The following is a 25780-nucleotide window of genomic DNA, read 5'->3' as shown; positions in this document are numbered from 1 at the left end:
GAGGAGGCCCCCGGAGCGTCAACCGCGCTCCGGGGGTCTCTTCTCGTCCTCCCGGGTGAACACCTGCAGAAGCCACGAGGAGAACGAGCCGGTCACCGCCCCCAGCAGGGCGAGACCGCAGACCATCAGCAGGGCCGCGACCGTCCGGCCGCCCGGGGTGACCGGGGAGACGTCCCCGTACCCCACCGTCGTCAGCGTCGCGCACACCCACCACGCCGCGTCGCCGAAGGTGCGGATCGTGGCACCCGGCGCGCCGTGCTCCTGGTGGTAGACGGCGAGCGCGGCGGAGAAGCCGAGCAGCACCGCCGCCAGGCCGGCGTACGTCATCGCGCGCGCGTACAGGTCGAGCCGCGGGCGGTCCCGCCGCCGCTGTACGGCGGTGTAGACGCGGACCAGGCGCAGAGGGCGCAGGAGCGGCAGGAGGAGGACCACCGTGTCCAGCCAGTGGGCGCGGACGAACCGGAGGCCCAGACCGCTGAGGCGCAGCCGGACCGCGTAGTCGGCGAGGAAGAGCAGCCACGTGGCGCCGACCAGGGCGAGGGCGAGATCGCGCCAAGGTTCGGTGTTCCGTGGGGCGAGGACGTGGACCGCGTACCCGGCGAGGAAGAACAGCGAGGCGACGAACAGGGGTACTTCGGTGCGTTTCTCCCAGTGTGTCAGCCTGCCGGGGGCGGCGTGGGCGGATCGGTCGCTCATGGCCACAGCATCGCGGGCGGCTGCCGGGCCTGGCCCCGGCGACACGCTCCGCGGGCCGAAGCAATATGCTGACCGGCATGACGAGTGAGCCGGAGCAGCAGATCGGAGTGGGAACGCCCGACGCGTTCCAGCGCTTGTGGACGCCCCACCGGATGGCCTACATCCAGGGGGAGAACAAGCCCAGCGGCCCGGGCGCCGAGGACGGCTGTCCGTTCTGCGTCATCCCCGGCAAATCGGACGAGGACGGGCTGGTCGTGGCGCGCGGTGAGCGCGTCTACGCCGTGCTGAACCTCTATCCGTACACCGGTGGCCACCTCATGGTCGTCCCCTACCGGCACGTCGCCGACTACACGGACCTGGACGCCGCGGAGACCGCCGAGCTGGCCGACTTCACCAAGCGCGCCATGGCCGCGCTGCGGGCCGCCTCGGGAGCGCACGGCTTCAACATCGGGATGAACCAGGGTGCGGTCGCGGGGGCGGGAATCGCCGCCCATCTGCATCAGCACCTGGTGCCCCGCTGGGGCGGGGACACCAACTTCATGCCGGTGGTCGGCCATACGAAGGTGCTGCCGCAGCTGCTCGGGAACACCCGCGCGATGCTGGCGGACGCCTGGCCGGCGCTCTGAGCGGACGGTCCCCGTAAGCGAGGGGCGCCCCCGGCACACGCCGGGACAGCCCCTCGCGGGGCGTTCCTACGCGTCGTACACGTCGGCCTTCCTCGGAGCGGCGTCCTGCACCAGACCGCTGAGAACCATGGAGCGGTTGTCGAAGCGTTCGGTGTCGACCCCGCTCTCCTCCAGCACGCGGATCGCCGCGGCGTGCACGGCGCGCAGGACGGGGGCGGCCGCGCGCAGGGCGTCGTCCGCCATGAACCGGTGGTTCCACGGCTGCGCCGCCCAGGCGTGACGGAGGCCGAAGGGCTCGGGGAGGACTATCTTGCCGCCCAGGTAGTCCAGGAGCGGCGGGTACCAGGTCAGAGGAGCGCGCAGGGCGAGCCTGACGACCTCGTCGGCCTTGACGATCGGCAGGGTGATCTTGCGGGTCTCCCAGAACCTGACGGCCTTCTTCACCGTCCTGGTCTCGGCCTCGGGCTTGGTGAGGAAGAGCCCGTGCACGGGTCCCAGCGCGTGCCCGGTGACCTCGATGCGCAGCGTCTCGTGCAGCACGGTCACGGTGATCATCATGGTGATCACCAGCTGGCCGTCCCAGAGCGTGAACTGGACGCCCAGGTAGTGCCGGTCGCCGCTGCCGAACTGCTGGTGGTTGCAGATGCGCTGTATCTCGTGCGGCTTGACCTGGAAGGTGGCGACGTCCTCGCCGGCGGGACGGGAGACCGAGTCCGCGTTCTCGCCCACGGGGGAGACGATCCAGTGCTTCACGGACGGGGTGGGGAAGCCGCCGGTGTTGAGCGGGCCGCGTTCCAGCATCTTCAGCTGGTCGTGGATGACCCTTATCAGGTCCCAGCTGCGGAACTGGTGGATCTCCTTGCCCGGGTCCCTGGCGACGAGGTTCTCGGCGAGCTGCCAGCTGCCCCAGCGGGTACCCATGCCGAGGATGCCCTTGGGACCCGCGTAGAAGATGGAGTTGGACTGCTGCTCGGCGGAGAGCTTCTCCAGGCCCTGGCGCAGTGCTTCACGAGCGGTCTCGTTGGGGTTCTTGGGTACGGAGTCCGGGATCTTGGCGATGACGCCGGCGCCGGCGAGCAGCCCTTCCCAGCGGGAGCGCATGTCCTTCGCCGAGGCTTCCGCGATCCGCTTGGCCAGGAACCAGCCGATGGCGGGGGCGATGATCATCCCGCGCAGGTAGAGCGCGAGGAGGCCGGAGACCGGGAGCGTGATGAAGAGGACCAGGGCGCCGATGCCGAAGGCGGCGAGCAGCACGCCGCCCAGGACCCGGAATGCGGTGTCCTTCGACTTGTTGAGGGAGTCGCGCAGCCAGAAGGCGAGCACCCAGAGCAGCAGGCCGGGGAGGAACACGAAACCGCAGAGCGTGGTGACGAGGGTCAGCTTCTTGTCCCGCGCCTTGCGGAGGCCGTTCGCGGACAGGCAGTGTTCGACGACGGTCTGCGGGTCGGTGCCGAAGGACTGGATGAGCGCCTTGCGGCCACCGCCCAGCGTGCGTTCCTGGACGGCGCGGGAGAACGCCTCACCGAGATTCGGCTTGAAGTAGGCGGACTTGAAGAGCTTGGAATCGCCCGCTTTCACTTCCGATCTGTGCCGATCGTTGTTGGCCTTGAGGATGTCCTCGACCGGGCTGTCGCGGTACGCGGCGGAGGCGAGGGCGTTGGTCGCCACCGCCTGTCCGGCCGAGCCCTGGAGCGGGATCTGCGCTCCAGGAGAGAAATCGAATCCGTCGTTGGCCACTGCCGCCCCCACTCGCCGCACGGTCTGCCCTAGGCGCTTTTCCCAACTACCGTACGCGGCACACCTTCTGAGCTGGGCCCTCAGCGTATCGTTCCGGCCCGGCCGGCGTCCCGCCGCGTGTCGCCCGCGTCGAGGCGGGCGGCACGCCTCCTCCTCCCCTTCCGCCCGATGCCCGTTCGCCGGCGACGCCGCGACGGCCTGCCAGGGCGGTCCCGGTGCCGGGGTACGTCCTGTCGCCATGGGGTGAGCCGTCCGCGGCGCCCGCGGCCGGTCCGGGCTTTCCACTCCCACGGGGCGGCGTCGGACACGTCACGCGTGGGCGGCCGGGGCGCCGACACACTTCCGGAGCGGGTGCCCGGCCGGTAGAGCACACGGGTCGTGACTACGATGGGCCAGCCGGTGGCCGCAGTGGCCGCACGGCCCGCCGAACCTCGGGAAGGCCATGCTGAACAAGTACGCGCGTGCATTCTTTACGCGTGTCCTCACACCGTTCGCCGCTCTGCTGCTCCGCCTAGGGGTCAGCCCCGACGCGGTCACGCTCATCGGCACGGCCGGAGTGATGGCAGGTGCGCTGGTCTTCTACCCGATGGGGGAGTTCTTCTGGGGCACGATCGTCATCACGCTCTTCGTCTTCTCGGACCTCGTCGACGGCAACATGGCCCGGCAGGCCGGGATCTCCAGCCGGTGGGGCGCGTTCCTCGACTCGACGCTCGACCGTGTCGCGGACGGGGCGGTCTTCGCCGGGTTCGCGCTCTGGTACGCGGGCGGCGGTGACGACAACGTGCTGTGCGCGGTGGCGATCTTCTGTCTGGCGAGCGGCCAGGTGGTCTCGTACACGAAGGCGCGCGGAGAGTCGATCGGCCTGCCGGTCGCGGTCAACGGTCTGGTGGAGCGCGCCGAGCGGCTCGTGATCTCGCTGGTCGCCGCCGGGCTCGCGGGACTGCACGCCTTCGGTGTCCCCGGGATCGACGTCCTGCTGCCGGTCGCCCTGTGGATCGTCGCCGCCGGAAGCCTGGTGACACTGATCCAGCGAGTGGTGACCGTGCGCCGGGAGTCCGCGGAGGCCGACGCGGCCGCCGCGTCGACGGAGCAGGGGAGCGAGGCCGCCCAGTGAGCGGTACGGACGACGGGCTGCGGGAACGGCTGACGGACAGGCTGTACGGGCTGGGCTGGGGAGCGGTCAAGACGCTCCCCGAGCCGGTGGCCCGGGCGCTCTTCCGTACCCTCGCCGACCAGGTGTGGAAGCGGCGCGGCAAGAGCGTGCTGCGGCTGGAGTCGAATCTGGCGCGGGTGGTGCCCGACGCGGACGCCGCCCGCCTCGCCGAGCTGTCCAAGGCCGCCATGCGCTCGTACATGCGCTACTGGCTGGAGTCCTTCAGGCTGCCGACATGGAGCCCCCGGCGGATCAAGGACAGCATCGAGGTGCGGGACACCCACCACCTGACGCGTGCCCTCGACGCCGGGCGGGGCGTCGTCGTGGCCCTTCCGCACCTGGCCAACTGGGACCTCGCCGGCGCCTGGGCGACCACCGAACTCAAGATCGGCCTCACCACCGTCGCGGAACGCCTCAAGCCGGAATCGCTCTACGACAGGTTCGTCGCCTACCGCGAGAGCCTCGGTATGGAGGTGCTGCCGCACAGCGGCGGCGCCGCCTTCGGCACCCTGGCGCGGCGGCTGCGGGCCGGCGGCCTCGTCTGCCTGGTCGCCGACCGGGACCTGTCGGCGTCCGGGGTCGAGGTGACGTTCTTCGGCGACACCGCCAGGATGCCGGCGGGGCCGGCACTGCTGGCCCAGCAGACCGGGGCGGCCCTGCTCCCCGCCACGCTCTGGTACGACGGCACACCGGTCATGAAGGTGCGCATCCACCCGCCCGTGGAGCCGCCGGCCACGGGCAACCGCGTCGAGAAGGCCGCGGTGATGACACAGGCGCTGGCCGATGCCTTCGCCATCGGAATCGCCGAACACCCGGAGGACTGGCACATGCTCCAGCGCCTCTGGACCTCCGATCTGGAGCCCCGAGGGGAACAGCCGTGAAGATCGGCATCGTCTGCCCGTACTCCTGGGACGTCCCGGGTGGCGTGCAGTTCCACATCCGCGACCTCGCCGAGCACCTGATCCGCCTCGGCCACCAGGTCTCGGTACTGGCGCCCGCCGACGACGAGACCCCGCTGCCGCCGTACGTCCTCTCGGCGGGCCGGGCCGTCCCCGTCCCGTACAACGGCTCCGTCGCCCGGCTGAACTTCGGCTTCCTGTCGGCGGCGCGGGTGCGCAGGTGGCTGCATGACGGCACCTTCGACGTGATCCACATCCACGAACCCACCTCGCCCTCGCTGGGACTGCTCGCCTGCTGGGCGGCCCAGGGGCCGATCGTCGCCACCTTCCACACCTCCAACCCGCGGTCCCGGGCGATGATCGCGGCCTATCCGATCCTCCAGCCCGCGCTGGAGAAGATCCGCGCGCGGATCGCGGTGAGCGAGTACGCCCGCCGGACCCTTGTCGAGCATCTGGGCGGCGACGCCGTCGTCATCCCCAACGGCGTCGACGTGGACTTCTTCGCCCGGGCCGAGCCCAAGGCCGAGTGGCAGGGCGGGACGATCGGGTTCATCGGGCGCATCGACGAGCCGCGCAAGGGCCTGCCGGTCCTCATGAGGGCCCTGCCGGCGATCCTGGCCGCCCGCCCGGAGTCGAGGCTGCTGGTTGCCGGCCGGGGTGACGAGGAGGAGGCGGTCGCCTCCCTGCCAGGAGAACTGCGTGACCGCGTCGAGTTCCTCGGCATGGTCAGCGACGAGGACAAGGCACGCCTGCTGCGCAGCGTCGACGTGTACGTCGCGCCGAACACCGGGGGCGAGAGCTTCGGCATCATCCTGGTCGAGGCGCTCTCGGCGGGGGCGCCGGTGCTCGCCAGCGATCTGGACGCGTTCGCCCAGGTGCTCGACCAGGGCTCGGCCGGTGAGCTCTTCGCCAACGAGGACGCGCACGCGCTGGCCACGGCCGCGATCCGCCTCCTGGGCGACCCGGAGCGGCGCGAGGGGCTCCGCCGGCGGGGCAGCGCGCACGTGCGCCGCTTCGACTGGACGACGGTGGGCGCGGACATCCTGGCGGTGTACGAGACCGTGACGGACGGGGCCGCCTCGGTGGCCGCGGACGAGCGCACGGGGCTCCGGGCGCGGTTCGGGCTGGCCCGGGACTGAAGGCCGGCCGTCCGGCCGGTGACTTCACATCCCCTCGCACCCCCTCCCCTCCACCGTGGCCCGCTGCCCCGCTGCCGGAAAGGACTCCGGTCCGGGCCCCGGTGGGCGGGGGCGGCCGGGGAGCGGCCCGTACGACGGTAGCCTTGCCGCCCGTGACCGAAACCCTCATCTGGATCGCCGTCGCGCTGGTCGCGATCGGCCTGTACCTCAGCTGGACCGCCGGAAGGCTGGACCGGCTGCACGCCCGGATCGACGCGGCCCGGGCCGCGCTCGACGCCCAACTGCTGCGCCGCGCCTCGGTCACCCAGGAACTGGCCACGTCCGGTGTCCTCGACCCGGCCGCCTCCATCGTCCTGTACGAGGCCGCGCACGCCGCCCGGCAGGCCGAGGAGGAGCAGCGGGAGGTCACCGAGAGCGAGCTGAGCACCGCGTTGCGCGCCGTCTTCGGTGAGACCGTCCAGGTGGAGGCGGTGCAGGAGATCCCCGGCGGCGTCGAGGCGGCCGCCGAGCTCGCCGCCGCCGTGCGCAGGGTGCCGATGGCGCGGCGCTTCCACAACGACGCGGTGCGCGCCGCCCGTGCGCTGCGCAGGCACCGTTCGGTGCGGCTGTTCCGGCTGGCCGGACACGCGCCCTTCCCGCTCGCTTTCGAGATGGACGACGAGCCACCGGTGGCGCTCGCGGCCCGTCCCGGATCCTGAGACCGGGGCCGGAACGATCCACGGGGTGCTTATTGGCCCTTGCTGTGGACTGGTCCGGGGGCGTTTGCTCGACCTTGCACCAGTCAGCTGTCTTTCCCCAGTGAGGTCGATCCGTGTCCACGCTTCCCAGCACGCAGCAGTCCACCGACTCCCCGGCCATCGGCACCAGCCGCGTCAAGCGCGGTATGGCCGAGCAGCTCAAGGGCGGCGTGATCATGGACGTCGTCAACGCCGAGCAGGCGAAGATCGCCGAGGACGCGGGCGCCGTGGCCGTCATGGCTCTGGAGCGGGTGCCCGCCGACATCCGCAAGGACGGCGGCGTGGCCCGGATGTCCGACCCGAACATGATCGAGGAGATCATCGAGGCCGTCTCCATCCCGGTCATGGCCAAGTCGCGCATCGGCCACTTCGTCGAGGCCCAGGTCCTGCAGTCCCTCGGCGTCGACTACATCGACGAGTCCGAGGTCCTGACCCCGGCCGACGAGGTCAACCACAGCGACAAGTTCGCCTTCACGACCCCGTTCGTCTGCGGCGCCACCAACCTGGGCGAGGCCCTGCGCCGTATCGCCGAGGGCGCGGCCATGATCCGCTCGAAGGGCGAGGCCGGCACCGGCAACGTCGTGGAGGCCGTCCGCCACCTGCGTCAGATCAAGAACGAGATCGCCCGGCTGCGCGGCTACGACAACAACGAGCTGTACGCCGCCGCCAAGGAGCTCCGCGCCCCGTACGAGCTGGTCAAGGAGGTCGCCGAGCTCGGCAAGCTGCCCGTCGTCCTCTTCTCCGCGGGCGGGGTCGCGACCCCCGCCGACGCCGCGCTGATGCGCCAGCTCGGCGCCGAGGGCGTCTTCGTGGGCTCCGGCATCTTCAAGTCCGGCGACCCGGCCAGGCGCGCCGCCGCGATCGTGAAGGCCACCACCTTCTACGACGACCCGAAGATCATCGCGGACGCCTCCCGCAACCTGGGCGAGGCCATGGTCGGCATCAACTGCGACACCCTGCCCGAGGCCGAGCGCTACGCCAACCGCGGCTGGTAGTCACTGATGAGCGACACCCCTGTGATCGGAGTCCTGGCTCTCCAGGGCGACGTACGGGAGCACCTGATCGCCCTGGCCTCGGCTGACGCCCTGGCCAGGCCGGTCCGGCGGCCCGAGGAGCTCGCCGAGGTCGACGGCCTGGTCATACCCGGCGGCGAATCCACCACCATGTCCAAACTCGCCGTGCTCTTCGGCATGCTGGACCCGCTGCGCGAGCGCGTCGGCGCCGGGATGCCCGTCTACGGCACCTGCGCCGGCATGATCCTGCTCGCCGACAAGATCCTCGACCCGCGCTCGGGCCAGGAGACCGTCGGCGGTATCGACATGATCGTGCGCCGCAACGCCTTCGGACGGCAGAACGAGTCCTTCGAGGCGGCCGTCGAGGTCGAAGGCGTCGCGGACGGCCCGGTCGAGGGCGTGTTCATCCGGGCCCCCTGGGTCGAATCCGTCGGGGCGCGGGTCACGGTCATCGCCGAGCACGGCGGCCACATCGTCGCCGTACGGCAGGGAAACGCCCTCGCCACGTCATTCCACCCGGAACTGACCGGAGACCACCGGGTTCACGCACTCTTCGTCGACATGGTGCGCGCAGTCCGCTGACTCGACCCCGGTAGGATCTCTCGGGTTCGGATCGATTTTGGTGACGCGAAGGAGAAGGCAGATGTCCGGCCACTCTAAATGGGCTACGACGAAGCACAAGAAGGCCGTGATTGACGCCAAGCGCGGCAAGCTCTTCGCGAAGCTGATCAAGAACATCGAGGTCGCGGCCCGCTCCGGCGGTGTCGATCTCGAAGGCAACCCGACGCTCGTCGACGCCATCCAGAAGGCGAAGAAGAGCTCCGTCCCGAACAAGAACATCGACTCCGCGGTCAAGCGCGGTGGCGGTCTTGAGGACGGCGGCGCCGACTACGAGACGATCATGTACGAGGGCTACGGACCGAACGGCGTCGCGGTGCTCATCGAGTGCCTCACCGACAACCGCAACCGCGCCGCCTCCGACGTACGGGTCGCCATGACCCGCAACGGCGGTTCGATGGCCGACCCGGGTTCGGTCTCCTACCTCTTCAACCGCAAGGGCGTCGTGATCGTCCCCAAGGGCGAGCTGACCGAGGACGACGTCCTCGGCGCCGTGCTCGACGCGGGTGCCGAGGAGGTCAACGACCTCGGTGACACGTTCGAGGTCGTCAGCGAGGCCACCGACATGGTCGCGGTCCGCACCGCTCTCCAGGACGCCGGAATCGACTACGACTCCGCCGAGGCCAACTTCCTGCCCACCATGCAGGTAGATCTCGACGAAGAGGGCGCACGCAAGATCTTCAAGCTCATCGACGCGCTGGAGGACAGTGACGACGTGCAGAACGTCTTCGCCAACTTCGACGTGTCCGACGAGGTCATGGAGAAGGTCGACGCCTGACATCCGGGCAGTCGCCGCACCGACGACGCGACGGGCCGACGGGGACACACCCCGTCGGCCCGTCGCATTGTCAGTGCGAGCCGATAGCCTGCGGGAACAGTTGACCGATCGGTGAAGTCGGCGGAGGGAGGGGGCGCTTCATGCGTGTACTCGGTGTGGACCCGGGGTTGACCCGGTGCGGGGTGGGAGTCGTCGAAGGCGTCGCCGGACGCCCTCTGACGATGATCGGCGTCGGAGTCGTGCGCACCCCGGCCGACGCGGAGCTCGGCCACCGGCTGGTCGCCATCGAGCGCGGCATCGAGGAATGGCTCGACACGCACCGGCCCCAATTCGTCGCCGTGGAGCGGGTGTTCAGCCAGCACAACGTGCGTACGGTGATGGGCACCGCCCAGGCCAGCGCGGTCGCCATGCTGTGCGCCTCACGTCGCGGCATCCCCGTCGCCCTGCACACGCCCAGCGAGGTCAAGGCCGCCGTCACCGGTTCAGGACGTGCCGACAAGGACCAGGTCGGCGCCATGGTGACCCGCCTCCTGCGCCTGGACGCGCCGCCGAAACCCGCCGACGCCGCCGACGCCCTCGCACTCGCCATCTGCCACATCTGGCGGGCCCCCGCGCAGAACAGACTCCAGCAGGCCGTCGCCGCCCATCGCACCCTGAAAGGCCGTACCGCGTGATCGCCTTCGTATCGGGCCCGGTTGCCGCCCTCGCCCCGACCACGGCCGTGATCGAGGTCGGCGGCATCGGCATGGCCGTGCAGTGCACCCCCCACACCCTCGCCGGCCTGCGGATCGGCAAGGAGGCCAAGCTCGCCACCTCCCTCGTCGTACGGGAGGACTCGCTCACGCTCTACGGCTTCGCCGACGACGACGAGCGCCAGGTCTTCGAACTGCTCCAGACCGCCAGCGGCGTCGGCCCCCGGCTCGCCCAGGCCATGCTCGCCACCCACAGCCCCGACGCCCTGCGCACCGCCGTCGCCACGGGTGACGAGAAGGCGCTCACCGCCGTCTCCGGCATCGGCAAGAAGGGCGCCCAGAAGCTCCTCCTGGAGCTGAAGGACAGGCTCGGGGAGCCGGTCGGCGCCCGCATCGGGCAGCAGGGCATCGGCACCCCGGTCACCTCCGGCTGGCGCGACCAGCTCCAGGCGGCCCTGATCGGACTCGGGTACGCGACCCGTGAGGCGGACGAGGCGGTCGCCGCCGTCGCCCCGCAGGCCGAGGCCGCGATCGCGGACGGCGCCCGGCCGCCCGTACCGCAACTGCTGCGCGCCGCTCTCCAGACGCTCAACCGTGCACGCTGAACCCGGGCACCACACCGGTCCGGCGCCGCACGGCCCGGCACCGAGACACCCTAGGCGGGACTGACCGAATGAACTGGGACGAGACCGGACCCGACACCGACGAGCGTCCGCATCTGGACGACCCGCTGGACGACCGGCTGGTCGACGCCGGGGCAGACGGCGAGGACACCGCGGTCGAAGCGGCGCTGCGCCCCAAGGACCTCGACGAGTTCGTCGGCCAGGAGAAGGTCCGCGAGCAGCTCGACCTCGTCCTCAAGGCCGCCCGCGCCCGCGGAGCCACCGCCGACCACGTCCTGCTCTCCGGCGCTCCCGGCCTCGGCAAGACCACGCTCTCCATGATCATCGCGGCCGAGATGAACGCCCCGATCAGGATCACCTCCGGCCCCGCCATCCAGCACGCGGGCGACCTCGCCGCGATCCTCTCCTCACTCCAGGAGGGCGAGGTCCTCTTCCTCGACGAGATCCACCGCATGTCGCGGCCCGCCGAGGAGATGCTCTACATGGCCATGGAGGACTTCCGGGTCGACGTCATCGTCGGCAAGGGCCCCGGTGCCACCGCGATCCCCCTGGAACTGCCGCCCTTCACCCTGGTCGGCGCCACCACCCGGGCCGGCCTGCTGCCGCCCCCGCTGCGCGACCGCTTCGGCTTCACCGGGCACATGGAGTTCTACAGCCCCGTCGAGCTGGAACGCGTCATCCACCGTTCCGCCCGCCTCCTGGACGTCGAGATCGACGTGGTGGGCGCCGCGGAGATCGCCGGCCGCTCCCGGGGCACCCCCCGCATCGCCAACCGGCTGCTGCGCCGGGTCCGTGACTACGCCCAGGTCAAGGCCGACGGCAGGATCGACCGGGACATCGCGGCCGCGGCCCTGCGGGTGTACGAGGTCGACGCCCGCGGCCTGGACCGGCTGGACCGCGCGGTGCTCGGCGCCCTGCTGAAGCTCTTCGGCGGCGGGCCCGTGGGCCTGTCCACCCTCGCCGTCGCGGTGGGGGAGGAGCGCGAGACCGTCGAGGAGGTCGCCGAGCCCTTCCTCGTACGGGAGGGACTGCTGGCCAGGACCCCGCGCGGCAGGGTCGCCACCCCCGCGGCCTGGGCACATCTGGGCCTTGTCCCGCCACCTCACGGCGGAAAGGGACAACAGGGCCTGTTCGGGGCGTGAAGAATCACGGGTTGGCCCCCAGAGGAACCACGGTGCCATGCTGGGCGTTGTTCCAATGATGCGGACTCGCTTAGACTCCGCCGATGCCGCCCGTACAGGGTGGCGTACCCACCCCCGTAGACCAGGCCGCATCCCGACGCGGTCGTGCGAAGGAATTCCCGTCCCGTGAATATCGTGACTCTCCTCCCCTTCATCGTGCTCATCGGGGCCATGTTCCTGATGACCCGGTCCGCCAAGAAGAAGCAGGCGGCGGCTGCGCAGATGCGTAACGACATGCAGCCCGGCACCGGCGTCCGGACGATCGGGGGCATGTACGCCACCGTCAAGGAGCTTCACGACGACACGGTTCTCCTCGAGGTCGCGCCCGGCGTCCACGCCGTCTACGCCAAGAACTCGATCGGTGCCGTGCTGGACGACGCGGAGTACAACCGCATCGTCCACGGCGACGCCGAGGACCTGAAGTCCGAGGGCGCGATCGTGCCCGACGACGCCTCCTCGCTCACCGGCACGCCGGACACCGCGCGGATCGACCTGGGCAAGAAGGCCGAGGACGACGAGGTCGAGGAGAAGGCCGTGGAGAAGGACGTCGACCCGAAGGACGCCAAGGCCGACGGCGAGGGCGACACGAAGTAGTTTCACGATCCCGGGACGCCGCGCGCCTACAGGCACGCGGCGTCCGACGGAACGTGCGGTCTTCTGCGGGGGGCAGGTCCCCACATCACTTCGTGGCCGCTCGGGCGCGTACCCGGCGCGGGGCGGTTGGACAGGGAGAAACGAGAAGGTGGCAGCACCGAAGAAGGGCCGAGGGCCGGCGGGCGGTCAGAGCAGGCCGGGGCGTGCCCTGGTACTGATCCTGATCGCCATGGTCGCGCTCACCGGCGGGATGTTCCTGTCCGGTCACACCACGCCCCGGCTGGGCATCGACCTGGCCGGCGGGACATCGATCACGCTCGAAGCCAAGAACCAGCCCGGCAAGCCGAACGCGATCAACCAGACCAACATGGACACCGCGGTCAGCATCATCGAACGCCGTGTCAATGGTCTGGGTGTCTCGGAGGCCGAGGTCCAGACCCAGGGCGAGCGCAACATCATCGTCAACATCCCCAAGGGGACGAACTCCAAGCAGGCGCAGGAGCAGGTCGGCACGACCGCCCAGCTCTACTTCCGGCCCGTCCTCACGGTCACCGCCGGAACGCCGACGCCCACGGGTTCCGAGAGCCCCTCGGCAACCGGTTCGAGCACGCCCAAGGCCACGCCCAGCGCGAAGGCAGGCGACGGGGAGACCGCTTCCGGTTCGAAGCCCACTCCCTCATCGAGCGCCACCTCCCAGGGCCGTGCGGTCACGGACGCCCTGAAGAAGGACGAGACGCCGACCCCCGGCGCGAGCAAAACGGACGCCCCGGCGCCGACGGAGCCGCCCGCCGCCGAGACGCCCGACCCGGCCAGCGCCGCACTGCAGAAGAAGTTCACCGAGCTGGACTGCACCGACGCCGAGGCCCGCGTCGTGGCCGGCGAGGGAGTCAAGCCCGAGGACCCCACGGTCGCGTGCAGCGCCGAGGGTGACGCCAAGTACATCCTCGGCCCGGCCGAGGTCTCCGGTACGGACGTCGACGACGCCAAGGCCCAGTTCGACCAGCAGCGGGGCATCTGGCTGGTCTCCATGGAGTTCAGCGACAAGGGCTCCAAGAAGTTCCAGTCGATCACGCAGAAGCTCTCCGCGCAGCAGTCGCCGCAGAACCAGTTCGCGATCTCCCTCGACGGCGAGGTCGTCTCCGCGCCGCAGGTGAACGAGACCCTCAGCGGCAGCGCCGAGATCTCCGGCAGCTTCACCCAGCAGTCCGCCGAGGACCTGGCCAACGTCCTGTCCTACGGTGCCCTCCCGCTCTCCTTCGAGCAGCAGAGCGTCACCACCGTGACGGCCGCCCTCGGTGACGAGCAGCTGAAGGCCGGTCTCATCGCCGGTGCCATCGGGCTCGCCCTGGTCGTCATCTACCTGGTCGCCTACTACCGCGGACTGGCGCTCATCGCGCTCTTCAGCCTCGCGGTGTCCGGCATCCTGACGTACACGATCATGGCCCTGCTCGGCCCGGCCATCGGCTTCGCGCTGAACCTGCCCGCGGTCTGCGGAGCGATCGTCGCGATCGGGATCACGGCGGACTCCTTCATCGTGTACTTCGAACGTGTCCGTGACGAGATCCGCGAGGGCCGCACCCTGCGTCCGGCCATCGAGCGCGCCTGGCCCCGTGCCCGGCGCACCATCCTGGTCTCCGACTTCGTGTCGTTCCTCGCCGCCGCGGTGCTCTTCCTCGTGACGGTCGGCAAGGTCCAGGGCTTCGCGTTCACGCTCGGCCTGACCACCCTGCTCGACGTCGTGGTGGTGTTCCTCTTCACCAAGCCCCTCATGACCCTGATGGGCCAGACGAAGTTCTTCTCCAGCGGCAACTCGTGGTCCGGGCTGGACCCCAAGCGTCTCGGCGCCAAGCCGCCGCTGCGCCGCACCCGCCGGATCAACGTCCCCACCGACCACCCGAAGGAGGCGTGAGATGTCGCGACTCGGCAATCTCGGCGCCCGGCTCTACCGAGGCGAGGTCGGTTACGACTTCATCGGCAAGCGCAAGATCTGGTACGGCGTCTCGATCCTGATCACCATCACGGCCATCGTCGGCCTGGCGGTCAGCGGCCTCAACATGGGCATCGAGTTCAAGGGCGGCGCGGTCTTCACGACCGACGAGAAGCCCAAGGTCTCGGTCTCCCAGGCGCACGAGAGCGCCGTCGAGGCATCCGGCCACGAGGCGATCGTGCAGGAGCTCGGCAACGGCAACATGCGTATCCAGATCACCGAGGTCGGGACCGCCAAGGCCAACGAGATCAAGACCCAGCTCGCCGAGGACCTCGGTGTGCCCGAGGCGAAGATCAACGCGGACCTGGTCGGCCCCAGCTGGGGTGAGCAGATCGCCAACAAGGCGTGGACCGGTCTCGGGGTCTTCATGATCCTCGTGGTGGTCTACCTCGCCATCGCCTTCGAGTGGCGGATGGCCATCGCGGCCCTGATCGCGCTGATCCACGACATCACGATCACGGTCGGTGTCTACGCCCTGGTCGGCTTCGAGGTCACCCCGGGCACCGTGATCGGTCTGCTGACGATCCTCGGTTACTCCCTCTACGACACGGTCGTCGTCTTCGACAGCCTCAAGGAGGGCCAGAGGGGGATCACCAAGCAGACCCGCTGGACCTACAGCGAGGTCGCGAACCGCTCCATCAACAGCACCCTGGTCCGCTCGATCAACACCACCGTCGTCGCGCTGCTGCCCGTCGCCGGCCTGCTGTTCATCGGTGGCGGTGTGCTGGGCGCGGGCATGCTCAACGACATCTCGCTGTCGCTCTTCGTCGGCCTCGCCGCCGGCGCGTACTCCTCGATCTTCATCGCCACCCCGCTGGTCGCCGACTTCAAGGAACGCGAACCGCAGATGAAGGCGCTGAAGAAGCGGATCCTCGCCAAGCGCGCGGCCGCCGCCGCCAAGGGCGAGTCCCCCGAGGACGAGGGCGACGACCAGCCGCAGGACGACTTCGCGGACGAGGCCGAGACCGCGGGTGCCGTCGCGGGCCAGCGCAGGGGCCACGGCCGGACGCCGGGGAACCGTCCATGACCAGCACCACGGATTCCACCCGCGAGCTGCTGCTCAGCCGCATCCGCGACGTCGCCGACTATCCGAAGCCGGGCGTGATGTTCAAGGACATCACCCCGCTGCTCGCGGACCCGGTGGCCTTCACGCTGCTGACCGACACCCTCGCGGAGCTGTGCGTACGCCACGGCGCCACCAAGATCGTCGGTCTGGAGGCGCGCGGCTTCATCCTCGCGGCACCGGTCGCGGTCCGCGCGGGCCTCGGCTTCGTACCGGTCCGCAAGGCCGGAAAGCTGCCCGGAGCCACGCTCAGCCAGGCGTACGAGCTGGAGTACGGGACCGCGGAGATGGAGATCCACGCGGAGGACCTGTCGCCCGACGACCGGATCATGGTCATCGACGACGTCCTCGCCACCGGCGGTACCGCCGAAGCCTCGCTGGAGCTCATCCGGCGGGCCGGCGCCCAGGTCGCGGCCGTCGCGGTCCTCATGGAGCTCGGCTTCCTCCCGGGCCGCGCACGCCTGGAGCCCGCGCTGCGGGGCGCGCCGCTGGAGGCCCTGATCACCGTCTGAGCGGCGGCAGGACCGACAGCAGGACCCACGGCGTACGGCATTCGCACGCTCAGGACGGGCGCCCGGGAACACCCGGGTGCCCGTCCCGCGTCGTGCGGGGTCCCCCGCCGGTCCCGCGGTCCCCGGGCGTCGGCGCGCCACCGGGTCGATACCATGGGGTTTCCGGGTACCCCGGTTCCGCACGAGGAGCGCTCTTGCCAGACGAGGCCCAGCCAGCAGCCGCCCCGCAGCCCGACAAGCCCGCGGCGGACCGAGCCATGCCAGGGAACGCGCGGCCGGCGGGCCCGCCGGCCGCGCCTTCGGAGCGGGAGCCCACGGACGGCGTGAAGTCACCGGGCCCCGCGCACACCGGGCCCGTGTGGCCCGCCGGGGACACACCGGCCGGGCCCGCGTCCGACGCCCCGCCCGTGCCCCCGAAGCCCGCGGCCGACGCGCCGCCGAGCTCCCCGGCCGGGCCCGCCAGGCCCGCGGACACCGCCGGGCACGTGAACCCCGTACCCCCGGCGGGACAGGCCGCGAGGAGCCCGGCGAAGCCCGTGGTGCCGGCCGGCGCGGTGCCCCGCTCCGGCGGATCGTCCAACCGCGTACGGGCCCGCCTGGCCCGCCTCGGCGTCCAGCGCTCCAGCCCGTACAACCCCGTGCTCGAACCGCTGCTGCGGACCGTCCGGCACAACGACCCCAAGATCGAGTCGGCGACGCTGCGCCAGATCGAACACGCCTACCAGGTCGCGGAGCGCTGGCACCGGGGCCAGAAGCGCAAGAGCGGCGACCCGTACATCACGCATCCGCTCGCCGTCACGACGATCCTCGCCGAGCTCGGCATGGACCCCGCCACGCTGATGGCCGGGCTGCTGCATGACACGGTCGAGGACACCGAGTACGGCCTGGACACCCTGCGCAAGGACTTCGGCGACCAGGTGGCGCTGCTGGTCGACGGCGTCACCAAGCTCGACAAGGTCAAGTTCGGCGAGGCCGCGCAGGCGGAGACCGTACGCAAGATGGTCGTCGCCATGGCCAAGGACCCCCGCGTCCTCGTCATCAAGCTCGCCGACCGCCTGCACAACATGCGCACCATGCGCTACCTCAAGCGGGAGAAGCAGGAGAAGAAGGCCCGCGAGACCCTGGAGATCTACGCACCCCTGGCTCACCGGCTGGGCATGAACACCATCAAGTGGGAGCTGGAGGACCTCGCCTTCGCGATCCTCTACCCCAAGATGTACGACGAGATCGTCCGCCTCGTCGCGGAGCGGGCCCCCAAGCGCGACGAGTACCTCGCCATAGTGACCGACGAGGTCCAGTCCGACCTGCGCGCCGCCCGCATCAAGGCCACCGTCACCGGACGCCCGAAGCACTACTACAGCGTCTACCAGAAGATGATCGTCCGCGGCCGTGACTTCGCTGAGATCTACGACCTGGTGGGCATCCGCGTCCTCGTCGACACGGTCCGCGACTGCTACGCCGCCCTCGGCACCGTCCACGCGCGATGGAATCCGGTCCCCGGCCGGTTCAAGGACTACATCGCGATGCCGAAGTTCAACATGTACCAGTCACTGCACACCACGGTGATCGGTCCCAGCGGCAAGCCCGTCGAACTCCAGATCCGTACGTTCGACATGCACCGCCGCGCCGAGTACGGCATCGCCGCGCACTGGAAGTACAAGCAGGAGGCCGTCGCGGGCGCCTCCAAGGTCCGTACCGACGTCCCCCGGAACACCGGCCGCGGCCAGGACACCGTCAACGACATGGCGTGGCTGCGCCAGCTCCTGGACTGGCAGAAGGAGACCGAGGACCCCAGCGAGTTCCTGGAGTCCCTGCGCTTCGACCTCTCGCGCAACGAGGTCTTCGTCTTCACCCCCAAGGGCGACGTCATAGCGCTGCCCGCCGGGGCGACCCCCGTCGACTTCGCGTACGCGGTCCATACGGAGGTCGGCCACCGCACGATAGGAGCCCGGGTCAACGGGCGCCTCGTACCGCTCGAATCGACACTGGACAACGGCGACCTCGTCGAGGTCTTCACCTCCAAGGCGGCGGGCGCCGGGCCCTCCCGGGACTGGCTCGGCTTCGTCAAGTCGCCCCGCGCCCGCAACAAGATCCGCGCCTGGTTCTCCAAGGAGCGCCGCGACGAGGCGATCGAGCAGGGCAAGGACTCCATCGCGCGGGCCATGCGCAAGCAGAACCTTCCGATCCAGCGGATCCTGACCGGGGACTCCCTGGTCACGCTCGCCCACGAGATGCGCTATCCCGACATCTCCTCGCTGTACGCGGCGATCGGCGAGGGCCACGTCTCGGCGGCGGGCGTCGTACAGAAGCTGGTGCAGGCCCTCGGCGGCCACGACGAGGCCAACGAGGACCTGGCCGAGTCCACCCCGCCCTCCCACGGCCGCAGCAAGCGCCGCGCCAACGCCGACCCCGGCGTGGTCGTCAAGGGCGTGGAGGACGTGTGGGTCAAGCTGGCCCGCTGCTGCACCCCCGTACCCGGCGACCCGATCATCGGCTTCGTCACACGCGGCAGCGGCGTCTCCGTACACCGCGCCGACTGCGTCAACGTCGACTCACTGTCGCAGCAGCCGGAGCGCATCCTCGAAGTCGAGTGGGCGCCGACCCAGTCCTCGGTGTTCCTGGTCGCCATCCAGGTCGAGGCGCTGGACCGCTCCCGCCTGCTCTCCGACGTCACCCGCGTCCTGTCCGACCAGCACGTCAACATCCTGTCGGCGGCCGTCCAGACGTCCAGGGACCGGGTGGCCACCTCCCGCTTCACCTTCGAGATGGGCGACCCGAAACACCTCGGCCACGTCCTGAAGGCCGTGAGGGGCGTGGAGGGCGTCTACGACGTGTACAGGGTGACCTCGGCGCGCCGGCCGTAGCCGTCCCGGCGGGACGAACACGGAAGAGGCCCCTGTACCCGAGGTACAGGGGCCTCTCCGCGCGGTGGTCCGGAGAAGATCAGCCGCTGAACTCCTCCAGGCCCTTCAGCGCCTGGTCCAGCAGCGCCTGGCGGCCCTCCAGCTCCTTGGCCAGCTTGTCGGCCCTGGCGTTGTTGCCCGAGGCGCGCGCCGTGTCGATCTGCTTACGCAGCTTGTCCACGGCCGCCTGGAGCTGACCGGTCAGACCCTCGGCGCGCGCCCGCGCCTCCGGGTTCGAGCGGCGCCACTCGTTCTCCTCGGCCTCCTGGAGCGCGCGCTCCACCGCCTGCATCCGCCCCTCGACCTTCGGGCGGGCGTCACGGGGCACGTGGCCTGCGGCCTCCCAGCGCTCGTTGAGGGCACGGAAGGCGGCCCTGGCCGCCTTCAGGTCCTTCACCGGCACCAGCTTCTCGGCCTCGGTGGCGAGCTCCTCCTTCACCTTGAGGTTCTCGCCCTGTTCCGCGTCCCGCTCGGCGAACACACCGCTGCGGGCCGCGAAGAACACGTCCTGCGCGCCGCGGAAGCGGTTCCACAGCTCGTCCTCGGACTCGCGCTGCGCGCGGCCCGCGGCCTTCCACTCCGTCATCAGGTCGCGGTACCGGGCGGCCGTCGTGCCCCAGTCCGTGGAACCGGAGAGCGCCTCGGCCTCGGCGACCAGCTTCTCCTTGGCCTTGCGGGCGTCCTCACGCTGGGCGTCCAGCGCCGCGAAGTGGGCCTTGCGACGCTTGGAGAACGCCGAACGGGCATGAGAGAAGCGGTGCCACAGCTCGTCGTCCGACTTGCGGTCGAGGCGCGGAAGCCCCTTCCACGTGTCGACCAGCGCGCGCAGCCGTTCCCCTGCCGAACGCCACTGCTCGCTCTGCGCCAGCTCCTCGGCCTCGACGACGAGCGCCTCCTTGGCCTGGCGGGCCTCGTCGGTCTGCTTCGCCTTCTGGACCTTGCGCTCCTCGCGCCGGGACTCGACCGTCGCGACGAGCGCGTCCAGCCGGACGCGCAGCGCGGCCAGATCCCCCACGGCGTGATGCTCGTCGATCTGCTTGCGCAGGTGATCGATGGCTGCCATCGCGTCCTTGGACGAGAGATCGGTGGTCTTCACCCGCCGCTCCAGGAGGCCGATCTCGACCACCAAGCCCTCGTACTTGCGCTCGAAATAGGCCAGAGCCTCCTCGGGAGTCCCGGCCTGCCACGATCCGACGACCTGTTCGCCGTCGGCTGTACGCACGTACACGGTGCCCGTCTCATCGACGCGGCCCCACGGGTCGCTGCTCACAGCGCCTCCTCCACCTGATGCCTGCGAGGGGGTTCGCCCCCGGGCATCGTCCACAGTTCCTGGGGCGGGCATCGCCCGCCCTGCACAACGTCAATCTAGGCGACCGGCCACCCGGCTGTCCGCACTCAGCGCGGCTGAGATTCTCCGGTGCGCGGCACGTACGGGGCGGGCCGGCCGCCCGGCCCGGTCAGACCTTGTCGACGGCGGCCTTCTCGACGGTGACGGTCTTCTTCGGCGCACCGTCGCCCGTCCCGCCGGTGACGCCCGCGGCGGCGACCTTCTTGACGGTCTTCAGACCGGCCTCGTCCAGGGTGCCGAACGGCGTGTAGGTGGGCGGCAGTTTGGTGTCCTTGTACACGAGGAAGAACTGGCTGCCGCCGGTGCTCGGCTGGCCGGTGTTGGCCATCGCCACCGTGCCCGCGGGGAAGGTGACCGTGCCGTCCTTGCCCGCCTTGCCCAGCGCGGTCAGGTTCTCGTCCGGGATCGTGTAGCCGGGACCGCCGGTGCCGTCACCCTTGGGGTCGCCGCACTGGAGGACGAAGATGCCCTCCGTGGTCAGACGGTGACACTTGGTGCCGTCGAAGTACCCCTTGTCCGCGAGCGCCTTGAAGGAGTTCGTGGTGTGCGGAGTCTTCGCCGCGTCCATGGTGAACGCTATGCCGCCCTGGCTGGTCTTGAGCGACATGGAGTACGAGGCGGTCTTGTCGATCTTCATCGCGGGTTCCGGAGCCGCGCTCCCGGTCTCGGAGGGCGATGGTGAGGGGGTCGCGCTCGCCGCCGTGTCCTTGGCGTCCTTCGTGTCCTTGCCGCCGTCGTCGTTGCCGACGGAGACGTACGCGCCGGCGACGACGACCGCCACCACGGCCAGCGCGGACGCGATGACCACCGTGAGACGCCTGGTCCTCCGGCGGGCTTCCTCCCGGCGCTGCTGCTGCCGCTCGAACTTCTCACGGGCGAGCTGACGCCGCCGCTGATCGCTGCTGACCACCGGGTGATCTCCCTTGTACGTCGTGTGATCCGGCCTGGGTTGCCCCGTACCGTATATGGGTTAGCTGTGGGATGAGGAGCGCCGGTAGGCTCTGATCTGCTGGATCCGTCCCAGCACCCTCTCCCGTCGACGAACATTAAGGACGATCGTGCTCATTGCCGGGTTCCCCGCCGGGGCCTGGGGGACCAACTGCTACCTGGTCGCCCCCGCCGCAGGCGAGGAGTGCGTGATCATCGATCCCGGGCACCAGGCCGCCCGAGGCGTCGAGGAGACGCTGAAGAAGCATCGGCTCAAGCCCGTCGCCGTCGTCCTCACCCACGGCCACATCGACCACGTCGCCTCGGTCGTCCCCGTCTGCGGCGCCCATGACGTCCCCGCCTGGATCCACCCGGAGGACCGGTACATGATGAGCGACCCGGAGAAGGGCCTCGGCCTCTCCTTCGGGATGCCTCTCATGGGCGAGCTGACCGTGGGTGAACCGGACGACGTCAGGGAACTGACCGACGGTGCCGTGCTGGAGCTGGCCGGTCTGGAGTTCGGTGTCGCGCACGCGCCCGGCCATACCAAGGGGTCGGTGACGTTCGGGATGCCCGAGGCCGCGGACGTTCCGCAGGTCCTCTTCTCGGGCGACCTGCTCTTCGCCGGCTCCGTCGGACGCACCGACCTGCCCGGCGGCAGCCAGGCCGAGCTGCTGGAGTCGCTGGCCCGTGTGTGCCTGCCGCTCGACGACTCGACCGTGGTGCTGTCCGGCCACGGCCCCCAGACGACCATCGGCCGCGAGCGCGCCTCCAATCCGTATCTGCACGGCATGGACGCGCCCCGCCGAGGAATGTGACGAGAGAGAAACCCTGTGAGCACCTTCCAGGCCCCCAAGGGCACGTACGACCTGACCCCGCCGCGCTCCGCGAAGTTCCTCGCGGTGCGCGAGGCCATCTCCGCACCCCTGCGCGACTCCGGCTACGGCTACATCGAGACGCCCGGCTTCGAGGACGTGAACCTCTTCGCGCGCGGTGTCGGCGAGTCCACCGACATCGTGTCCAAGGAGATGTACGCCTTCGAGACCAGGGGCGGCGACAAGCTGGCTCTGCGCCCCGAGGGCACCGCGTCCGTGCTGCGCGCCGCGCTCGAGGCCAACCTCCACAAGGCGGGCAACCTCCCCGTCAAGCTCTGGTACTCCGGCTCGTACTACCGCTACGAGCGGCCGCAGGCGGGCCGCTACCGCCACTTCTCCCAGGTCGGCGCCGAGGCCATCGGCGCGGAGGACCCGGCGCTCGACGCCGAACTGATCATCCTGGCCGACCAGGCGTACCGCTCGCTGGGCCTCACGGAGTTCCGCATCCTGCTGAACTCGCTGGGTGACAAGGAGTGCCGTCCCGCCTACCGCGAGGTGCTCCAGGACTTCCTGCGCGACCTGGACCTGGACGAGGAGACCCGCAGGCGCATCGAGATCAACCCGCTCCGGGTGCTCGACGACAAGCGGGCCGACGTCCAGAAGCAGCTCGTCGGCGCCCCGATGCTGCGCGACCACCTCTGCGACGCCTGCAAGGCGTACCACGAGGAGGTCCGTGTCCTGCTGACGGCGGCCGGCGTGGTGTACGAGGACGACGAGAAGCTCGTGCGCGGCCTCGACTACTACACGCGGACGACCTTCGAGTTCGTCCACGACGGCCTGGGCTCGCAGTCCGCGGTGGGCGGCGGCGGCCGGTACGACGGCCTGTCCGAGATGATCGGCGGCCCGGCGCTCCCGTCCGTGGGCTGGGCCCTCGGTGTGGACCGCACGGTTCTCGCGCTGGAGGCCGAGGGCATCGAGCTGCCGATCCCCGCCGCCACCAGCGTGTACGCGGTGCCGCTCGGCGAGGAGGCCCGCCGGGTGCTCTTCGGCGTCGTCACGCAGCTGCGGCGCGAGGGTGTGGCGGCCGACTTCGCGTTCGGGGGCCGCGGCCTCAAGGGCGCGATGAAGAGCGCGAACCGGTCGGGCGCACGCTTCACGATCGTCGCGGGCGAGCGCGACCTGGCCGAGGGCAACGTCCAGCTCAAGGACATGGAGTCGGGCGAGCAGGAAGCGGTGGCCCTGGCCGACGTGACCGGCACGATCCGCGGAAAGCTGAGCGCTTCGGACGGATGACGCCCGGGGGAGAGGGCGGGCGAAGCGGGGCACCACCTGGCGGAGCGTCAACTCGGCGGGGCGCCGCTTCATCCTTCGAGGGACACCGGCCCCGGGGGCGATGACAGGCGGCCCCGACGGCGGGCCGTAGCCCAGCTCCCGTGACGCCCTCTCCTCCCCCTCCGTCGTACACCCAGGACCGCGAACACCCCACCAGGCACGATCCGCGGTCCGGGCCGTTCAACGCGCCTCCTGCGACGGGCCGCGCGTCCGCTGGAGCCGCCCGTCCCGGGCCGGACGTGCGCACACAGGTGTGTCCGTCGAACGGTTGACGGCGCGGCCGGTGCGGCAGAATGACGGTGCCCAGCTGGCTACTCAGTGACGGAACGGCGATATGACGACTGCAGCGGTAGATCATCCCTCCCCGGGCCAGGCGGAGGACGGTGGGAAGCGGGCCATCGGGGGCAGTCGCGCGCTGGCACTGCTCCTGGTGATCACGGGTGCGGCCGGTCTGCTCTCCGCCTGGGTGATCACCATCGACAAGTTCAAGCTGCTGGAGGACCCCGGCTTCACCCCGGGATGCAGCCTCAACCCGGTCGTCGCGTGCGGCAACATCATGAAGAGCGACCAGGCGTCCGCCTTCGGGTTCCCCAACCCGATGCTCGGACTCGTCACCTACGCGATGGTGGTCTGCATCGGCATGGGGCTGCTGGCCGGCGCCCGCTACCGCCCCTGGTTCTGGCTCGGCCTCAACGCGGGCACCCTGTTCGGCGTCGGCTTCTGCACCTGGCTCCAGTACCAGTCGCTCTACGAGATCAACTCGCTCTGCCTGTGGTGCTGCCTCGCCTGGGTCGCCACGATCGTCATGTTCTGCTACGTCACCACGCACAACATCAAGCACCGCGTCCTGCCCGCTCCCGGCCGGCTGCGCAACGCCCTCACGGAGTTCCACTGGGTCCCGCCCGTCCTGTGGATCGGCGTCATCGGCATGCTGATCCTGACCCGCTGGTGGGACTTCTGGACCAGCTGACGGACCCGGCGGCGTTGTCAGTGGGGTGACATAGGCTGCACGACGTGGAGCCCGATCTCTTTACCGCAGCCGCCGAAGACCGCCAGGAGAAGGACCCGTCCGCCAGCCCGCTCGCTGTGCGGATGCGTCCCCGTACGGTCGACGAGGTCGTCGGACAGCAGCACCTGCTCAAGCCGGGCTCACCCCTGCGCCGCCTCGTGGGGAGGGCAGCGGCGGCCCCGCCGGACCGTCCTCGGTGATCCTCTGGGGCCCTCCGGGCACCGGGAAGACGACACTGGCGTACGTGGTCAGCAAGGCGACGAACAAGCGCTTCGTGGAGCTCTCCGCGATCACCGCGGGCGTCAAGGAGGTCCGCGCCGTCATCGAGGGCGCCCGCCGTGCCACCGGGGGGTACGGCAAGGAGACCGTCCTCTTCCTCGACGAGATCCACCGCTTCTCCAAGGCCCAGCAGGACTCGCTCCTCCCGGCGGTGGAGAACCGCTGGGTGACGCTGATCGCGGCCACCACCGAGAATCCGTACTTCTCGATCATCTCCCCCCTGCTCTCGCGCTCCCTGCTGCTCACCCTGGAGCCGCTCACCGACGACGACCTGCTGGCGCTGATCACCCGCGCGCTGAGCGACGAGCGCGGACTCGGCGGAGCGGTGACGCTGGCCGAGGACGCGCAGGCGCATCTGCTGCGCATCGCCGGGGGCGACGCCCGCCGGGCCCTCACCGCGCTGGAGGCGGCGGCCGGTGCCGCGCTGGCCACGCACGAGCAGGAGATCTCCCTCCAGACCGTCGAGTCCACCGTCGACCGGGCCGCGGTGAAGTACGACAGGGACGGCGACCAGCACTACGACGTGGCGAGCGCCCTGATCAAGTCGATCCGCGGCTCGGACGTGGACGCGGCCCTGCACTATCTGGCCCGGATGATCGAGGCGGGGGAGGACCCCCGCTTCATCGCGCGCCGGCTGATGATCTCCGCCAGCGAGGACATCGGCCTCGCCGACCTGACGGCGCTGCCCACCGCGGTCGCGGCGGCCCAGGCCGTGGCGATGATCGGCTTCCCGGAGGCGGCGCTCACCCTCAGCCACGCCACCATCGCCCTGGCGCTGGCCCCCAAGTCGAACGCGGCGACGCTGGCGATCGGCGCGGCCCAGGAGGACGTGCGGAAGGGACTCGCGGGGCCGGTCCCGGCGCATCTGCGCGACGGCCACTACAAGGGCGCGGCCAAGCTGGGCCACGCACAGGGCTACGTCTATCCCCACGACGTCCCCGGGGGCATCGCCGCCCAGCAGTACGCCCCGGACGCGGTGCGCGACAAGCGCTACTACACACCCACGCGGTACGGGGCGGAGGCCCGGTACGCCGACGTGGTGGACCGGGTCAGGGAGCGGCTCGGCAGGACCGGTTCAGCAGACGGTGCGGCTGGGGACAAGGGGCCGGCCTGACCGGC

At 70.5% G+C, this 25780-nt stretch carries 23 protein-coding genes and 1 pseudogene; 20 read left to right on the top strand and 4 right to left on the bottom strand.

What is annotated here, in order from left to right:
* Positions 1–18 precede the first annotated feature (18 nt).
* Positions 19–696: a potassium channel family protein gene (locus Sfulv_RS03890; protein WP_173311381.1), complete on the bottom strand. Its 678-nt coding sequence runs from the start codon at positions 694–696 to the stop codon at positions 19–21.
* A 65-nt stretch (positions 697–761) separates the two neighbouring features.
* On the opposite strand from Sfulv_RS03890, the gene Sfulv_RS03885 reads away from it, so the two are divergent.
* Positions 762–1322 carry an HIT family protein gene (locus tag Sfulv_RS03885; RefSeq protein WP_173311378.1) on the top strand — a complete coding sequence of 187 codons (561 nt, stop codon included), beginning with the start codon at positions 762–764 and terminating at the stop codon, positions 1320–1322.
* A 66-nt stretch (positions 1323–1388) separates the two neighbouring features.
* Here the strand turns inward: Sfulv_RS03885 and Sfulv_RS03880 are convergent, their stop codons facing one another.
* Positions 1389–3059, bottom strand: a complete 1671-nt coding sequence (locus Sfulv_RS03880; protein WP_173317567.1) for an AbeC-like domain-containing protein — start codon at positions 3057–3059, stop codon at positions 1389–1391.
* 442 nt (positions 3060–3501) lie between these two features.
* Here Sfulv_RS03880 and pgsA point away from each other — a divergent pair, with 442 nt between their 5' ends.
* From pgsA to Sfulv_RS03805, 15 genes are all read left to right on the top strand, one after another.
* Positions 3502–4173, top strand: a complete 672-nt coding sequence (gene pgsA, locus Sfulv_RS03875) for a phosphatidylinositol phosphate synthase (RefSeq protein WP_173311375.1) — start codon at positions 3502–3504, stop codon at positions 4171–4173.
* The gene (locus Sfulv_RS03870; RefSeq protein ID WP_173311372.1) at positions 4170–5093 is read left to right on the top strand and encodes a phosphatidylinositol mannoside acyltransferase; all 924 of its coding nucleotides are present in this window, start codon (positions 4170–4172) and stop codon (positions 5091–5093) included. Before pgsA ends, Sfulv_RS03870 begins: the two co-directional genes overlap by 4 nt.
* A complete protein-coding gene (locus Sfulv_RS03865) occupies positions 5090–6250 on the top strand; it encodes a glycosyltransferase family 4 protein (protein ID WP_173311369.1) in 1161 nt (386 codons plus the stop codon). The genes Sfulv_RS03870 and Sfulv_RS03865 overlap by 4 nt, the downstream gene beginning before the upstream one ends.
* Before the next feature lie 152 nt (positions 6251–6402).
* Positions 6403–6948, top strand: a complete 546-nt coding sequence (locus Sfulv_RS03860; RefSeq protein ID WP_173311366.1) for a hypothetical protein — start codon at positions 6403–6405, stop codon at positions 6946–6948.
* Between the two features lie 113 nt (positions 6949–7061).
* Positions 7062–7982 (top strand): pyridoxal 5'-phosphate synthase lyase subunit PdxS, encoded by a 921-nt coding sequence (pdxS, locus tag Sfulv_RS03855; protein WP_173311363.1) that lies wholly within the window; start codon positions 7062–7064, stop codon positions 7980–7982.
* Positions 7983–7988: 6 nt separating this feature from the next.
* A complete protein-coding gene (gene pdxT, locus Sfulv_RS03850) occupies positions 7989–8582 on the top strand; it encodes a pyridoxal 5'-phosphate synthase glutaminase subunit PdxT (protein ID WP_173311360.1) in 594 nt (197 codons plus the stop codon).
* Positions 8583–8643: 61 nt separating this feature from the next.
* Positions 8644–9396 carry a YebC/PmpR family DNA-binding transcriptional regulator gene (locus tag Sfulv_RS03845; protein ID WP_173311357.1) on the top strand — a complete coding sequence of 251 codons (753 nt, stop codon included), beginning with the start codon at positions 8644–8646 and terminating at the stop codon, positions 9394–9396.
* Between the two features lie 140 nt (positions 9397–9536).
* Complete coding sequence (ruvC, locus tag Sfulv_RS03840; protein ID WP_173311354.1) at positions 9537–10070, top strand: crossover junction endodeoxyribonuclease RuvC; 534 nt, start codon at positions 9537–9539, stop codon at positions 10068–10070.
* Complete coding sequence (ruvA, locus tag Sfulv_RS03835) at positions 10067–10693, top strand: Holliday junction branch migration protein RuvA (RefSeq protein ID WP_173311351.1); 627 nt, start codon at positions 10067–10069, stop codon at positions 10691–10693. Before ruvC ends, ruvA begins: the two co-directional genes overlap by 4 nt.
* 68 nt (positions 10694–10761) lie before the next feature.
* Entirely contained in the window at positions 10762–11853 is a 1092-nt protein-coding gene (ruvB, locus tag Sfulv_RS03830) for a Holliday junction branch migration DNA helicase RuvB (protein ID WP_173311348.1), read from the top strand.
* 165 nt (positions 11854–12018) lie between these two features.
* Complete coding sequence (gene yajC, locus Sfulv_RS03825) at positions 12019–12486, top strand: preprotein translocase subunit YajC (protein ID WP_173311345.1); 468 nt, start codon at positions 12019–12021, stop codon at positions 12484–12486.
* A 148-nt stretch (positions 12487–12634) separates the two neighbouring features.
* The gene (gene secD / locus Sfulv_RS03820) at positions 12635–14395 is read left to right on the top strand and encodes a protein translocase subunit SecD (RefSeq protein WP_173311342.1); all 1761 of its coding nucleotides are present in this window, start codon (positions 12635–12637) and stop codon (positions 14393–14395) included.
* A gap of 1 nt (position 14396) precedes the next feature.
* Positions 14397–15500 carry a protein translocase subunit SecF gene (gene secF, locus Sfulv_RS03815; RefSeq protein ID WP_173311340.1) on the top strand — a complete coding sequence of 368 codons (1104 nt, stop codon included), beginning with the start codon at positions 14397–14399 and terminating at the stop codon, positions 15498–15500.
* Complete coding sequence (locus Sfulv_RS03810) at positions 15497–16048, top strand: adenine phosphoribosyltransferase (protein WP_173311337.1); 552 nt, start codon at positions 15497–15499, stop codon at positions 16046–16048. Before secF ends, Sfulv_RS03810 begins: the two co-directional genes overlap by 4 nt.
* A 194-nt stretch (positions 16049–16242) precedes the next feature.
* Entirely contained in the window at positions 16243–18912 is a 2670-nt protein-coding gene (locus Sfulv_RS03805; protein WP_173311334.1) for a RelA/SpoT family protein, read from the top strand.
* Between the two features lie 79 nt (positions 18913–18991).
* Here Sfulv_RS03805 and Sfulv_RS03800 read toward each other — a convergent pair whose 3' ends face one another.
* Positions 18992–20221, bottom strand: coding sequence for a DUF349 domain-containing protein (locus Sfulv_RS03800; RefSeq protein ID WP_173311331.1), 1230 nt, complete (start codon positions 20219–20221; stop codon positions 18992–18994).
* Between the two features lie 187 nt (positions 20222–20408).
* Complete coding sequence (locus Sfulv_RS03795) at positions 20409–21209, bottom strand: peptidylprolyl isomerase (RefSeq protein WP_173311328.1); 801 nt, start codon at positions 21207–21209, stop codon at positions 20409–20411.
* A gap of 148 nt (positions 21210–21357) precedes the next feature.
* Between Sfulv_RS03795 and Sfulv_RS03790 the strand changes: the two genes are divergently transcribed.
* From Sfulv_RS03790 to Sfulv_RS03775, 4 genes and pseudogenes are all read left to right on the top strand, one after another.
* Positions 21358–22044, top strand: coding sequence for an MBL fold metallo-hydrolase (locus Sfulv_RS03790; RefSeq protein WP_173311325.1), 687 nt, complete (start codon positions 21358–21360; stop codon positions 22042–22044).
* A 15-nt stretch (positions 22045–22059) separates the two neighbouring features.
* On the top strand, positions 22060–23334 hold the full coding sequence (hisS, locus tag Sfulv_RS03785; RefSeq protein WP_173311323.1) for a histidine--tRNA ligase: 1275 nt from the start codon (positions 22060–22062) through the stop codon (positions 23332–23334).
* Between the two features lie 373 nt (positions 23335–23707).
* On the top strand, positions 23708–24343 hold the full coding sequence (locus tag Sfulv_RS03780; RefSeq protein WP_173311320.1) for a vitamin K epoxide reductase family protein: 636 nt from the start codon (positions 23708–23710) through the stop codon (positions 24341–24343).
* A gap of 44 nt (positions 24344–24387) precedes the next feature.
* Positions 24388–25775: pseudogene (locus Sfulv_RS03775) on the top strand (replication-associated recombination protein A).
* Positions 25776–25780: the final 5 nt, after the last annotated feature.

Origin of the sequence: Streptomyces fulvorobeus, from assembly GCF_013167895.1 — a bacterium.
In the GTDB taxonomy this organism is placed as follows: domain Bacteria; phylum Actinomycetota; class Actinomycetes; order Streptomycetales; family Streptomycetaceae; genus Streptomyces; species Streptomyces fulvorobeus.
This window is presented reverse-complemented; position numbering and strand designations above follow the sequence as displayed.

Coding starts and splice junctions, on each gene's coding strand:
- Sfulv_RS03890 (WP_173311381.1), bottom strand. CDS start 696: ATGAGCGACCGATCCGCCCACGCCGCCCCCGGCAGGCTGACACACTGG.
- Sfulv_RS03885 (WP_173311378.1), top strand. CDS start 762: ATGCTGACCGGCATGACGAGTGAGCCGGAGCAGCAGATCGGAGTGGGA.
- pgsA (WP_173311375.1), top strand. CDS start 3,502: ATGCTGAACAAGTACGCGCGTGCATTCTTTACGCGTGTCCTCACACCG.
- pdxT (WP_173311360.1), top strand. CDS start 7,989: ATGAGCGACACCCCTGTGATCGGAGTCCTGGCTCTCCAGGGCGACGTA.
- Sfulv_RS03845 (WP_173311357.1), top strand. CDS start 8,644: ATGTCCGGCCACTCTAAATGGGCTACGACGAAGCACAAGAAGGCCGTG.
- ruvC (WP_173311354.1), top strand. CDS start 9,537: ATGCGTGTACTCGGTGTGGACCCGGGGTTGACCCGGTGCGGGGTGGGA.
- ruvB (WP_173311348.1), top strand. CDS start 10,762: ATGAACTGGGACGAGACCGGACCCGACACCGACGAGCGTCCGCATCTG.
- secF (WP_173311340.1), top strand. CDS start 14,397: ATGTCGCGACTCGGCAATCTCGGCGCCCGGCTCTACCGAGGCGAGGTC.
- Sfulv_RS03810 (WP_173311337.1), top strand. CDS start 15,497: ATGACCAGCACCACGGATTCCACCCGCGAGCTGCTGCTCAGCCGCATC.
- Sfulv_RS03780 (WP_173311320.1), top strand. CDS start 23,708: ATGACGACTGCAGCGGTAGATCATCCCTCCCCGGGCCAGGCGGAGGAC.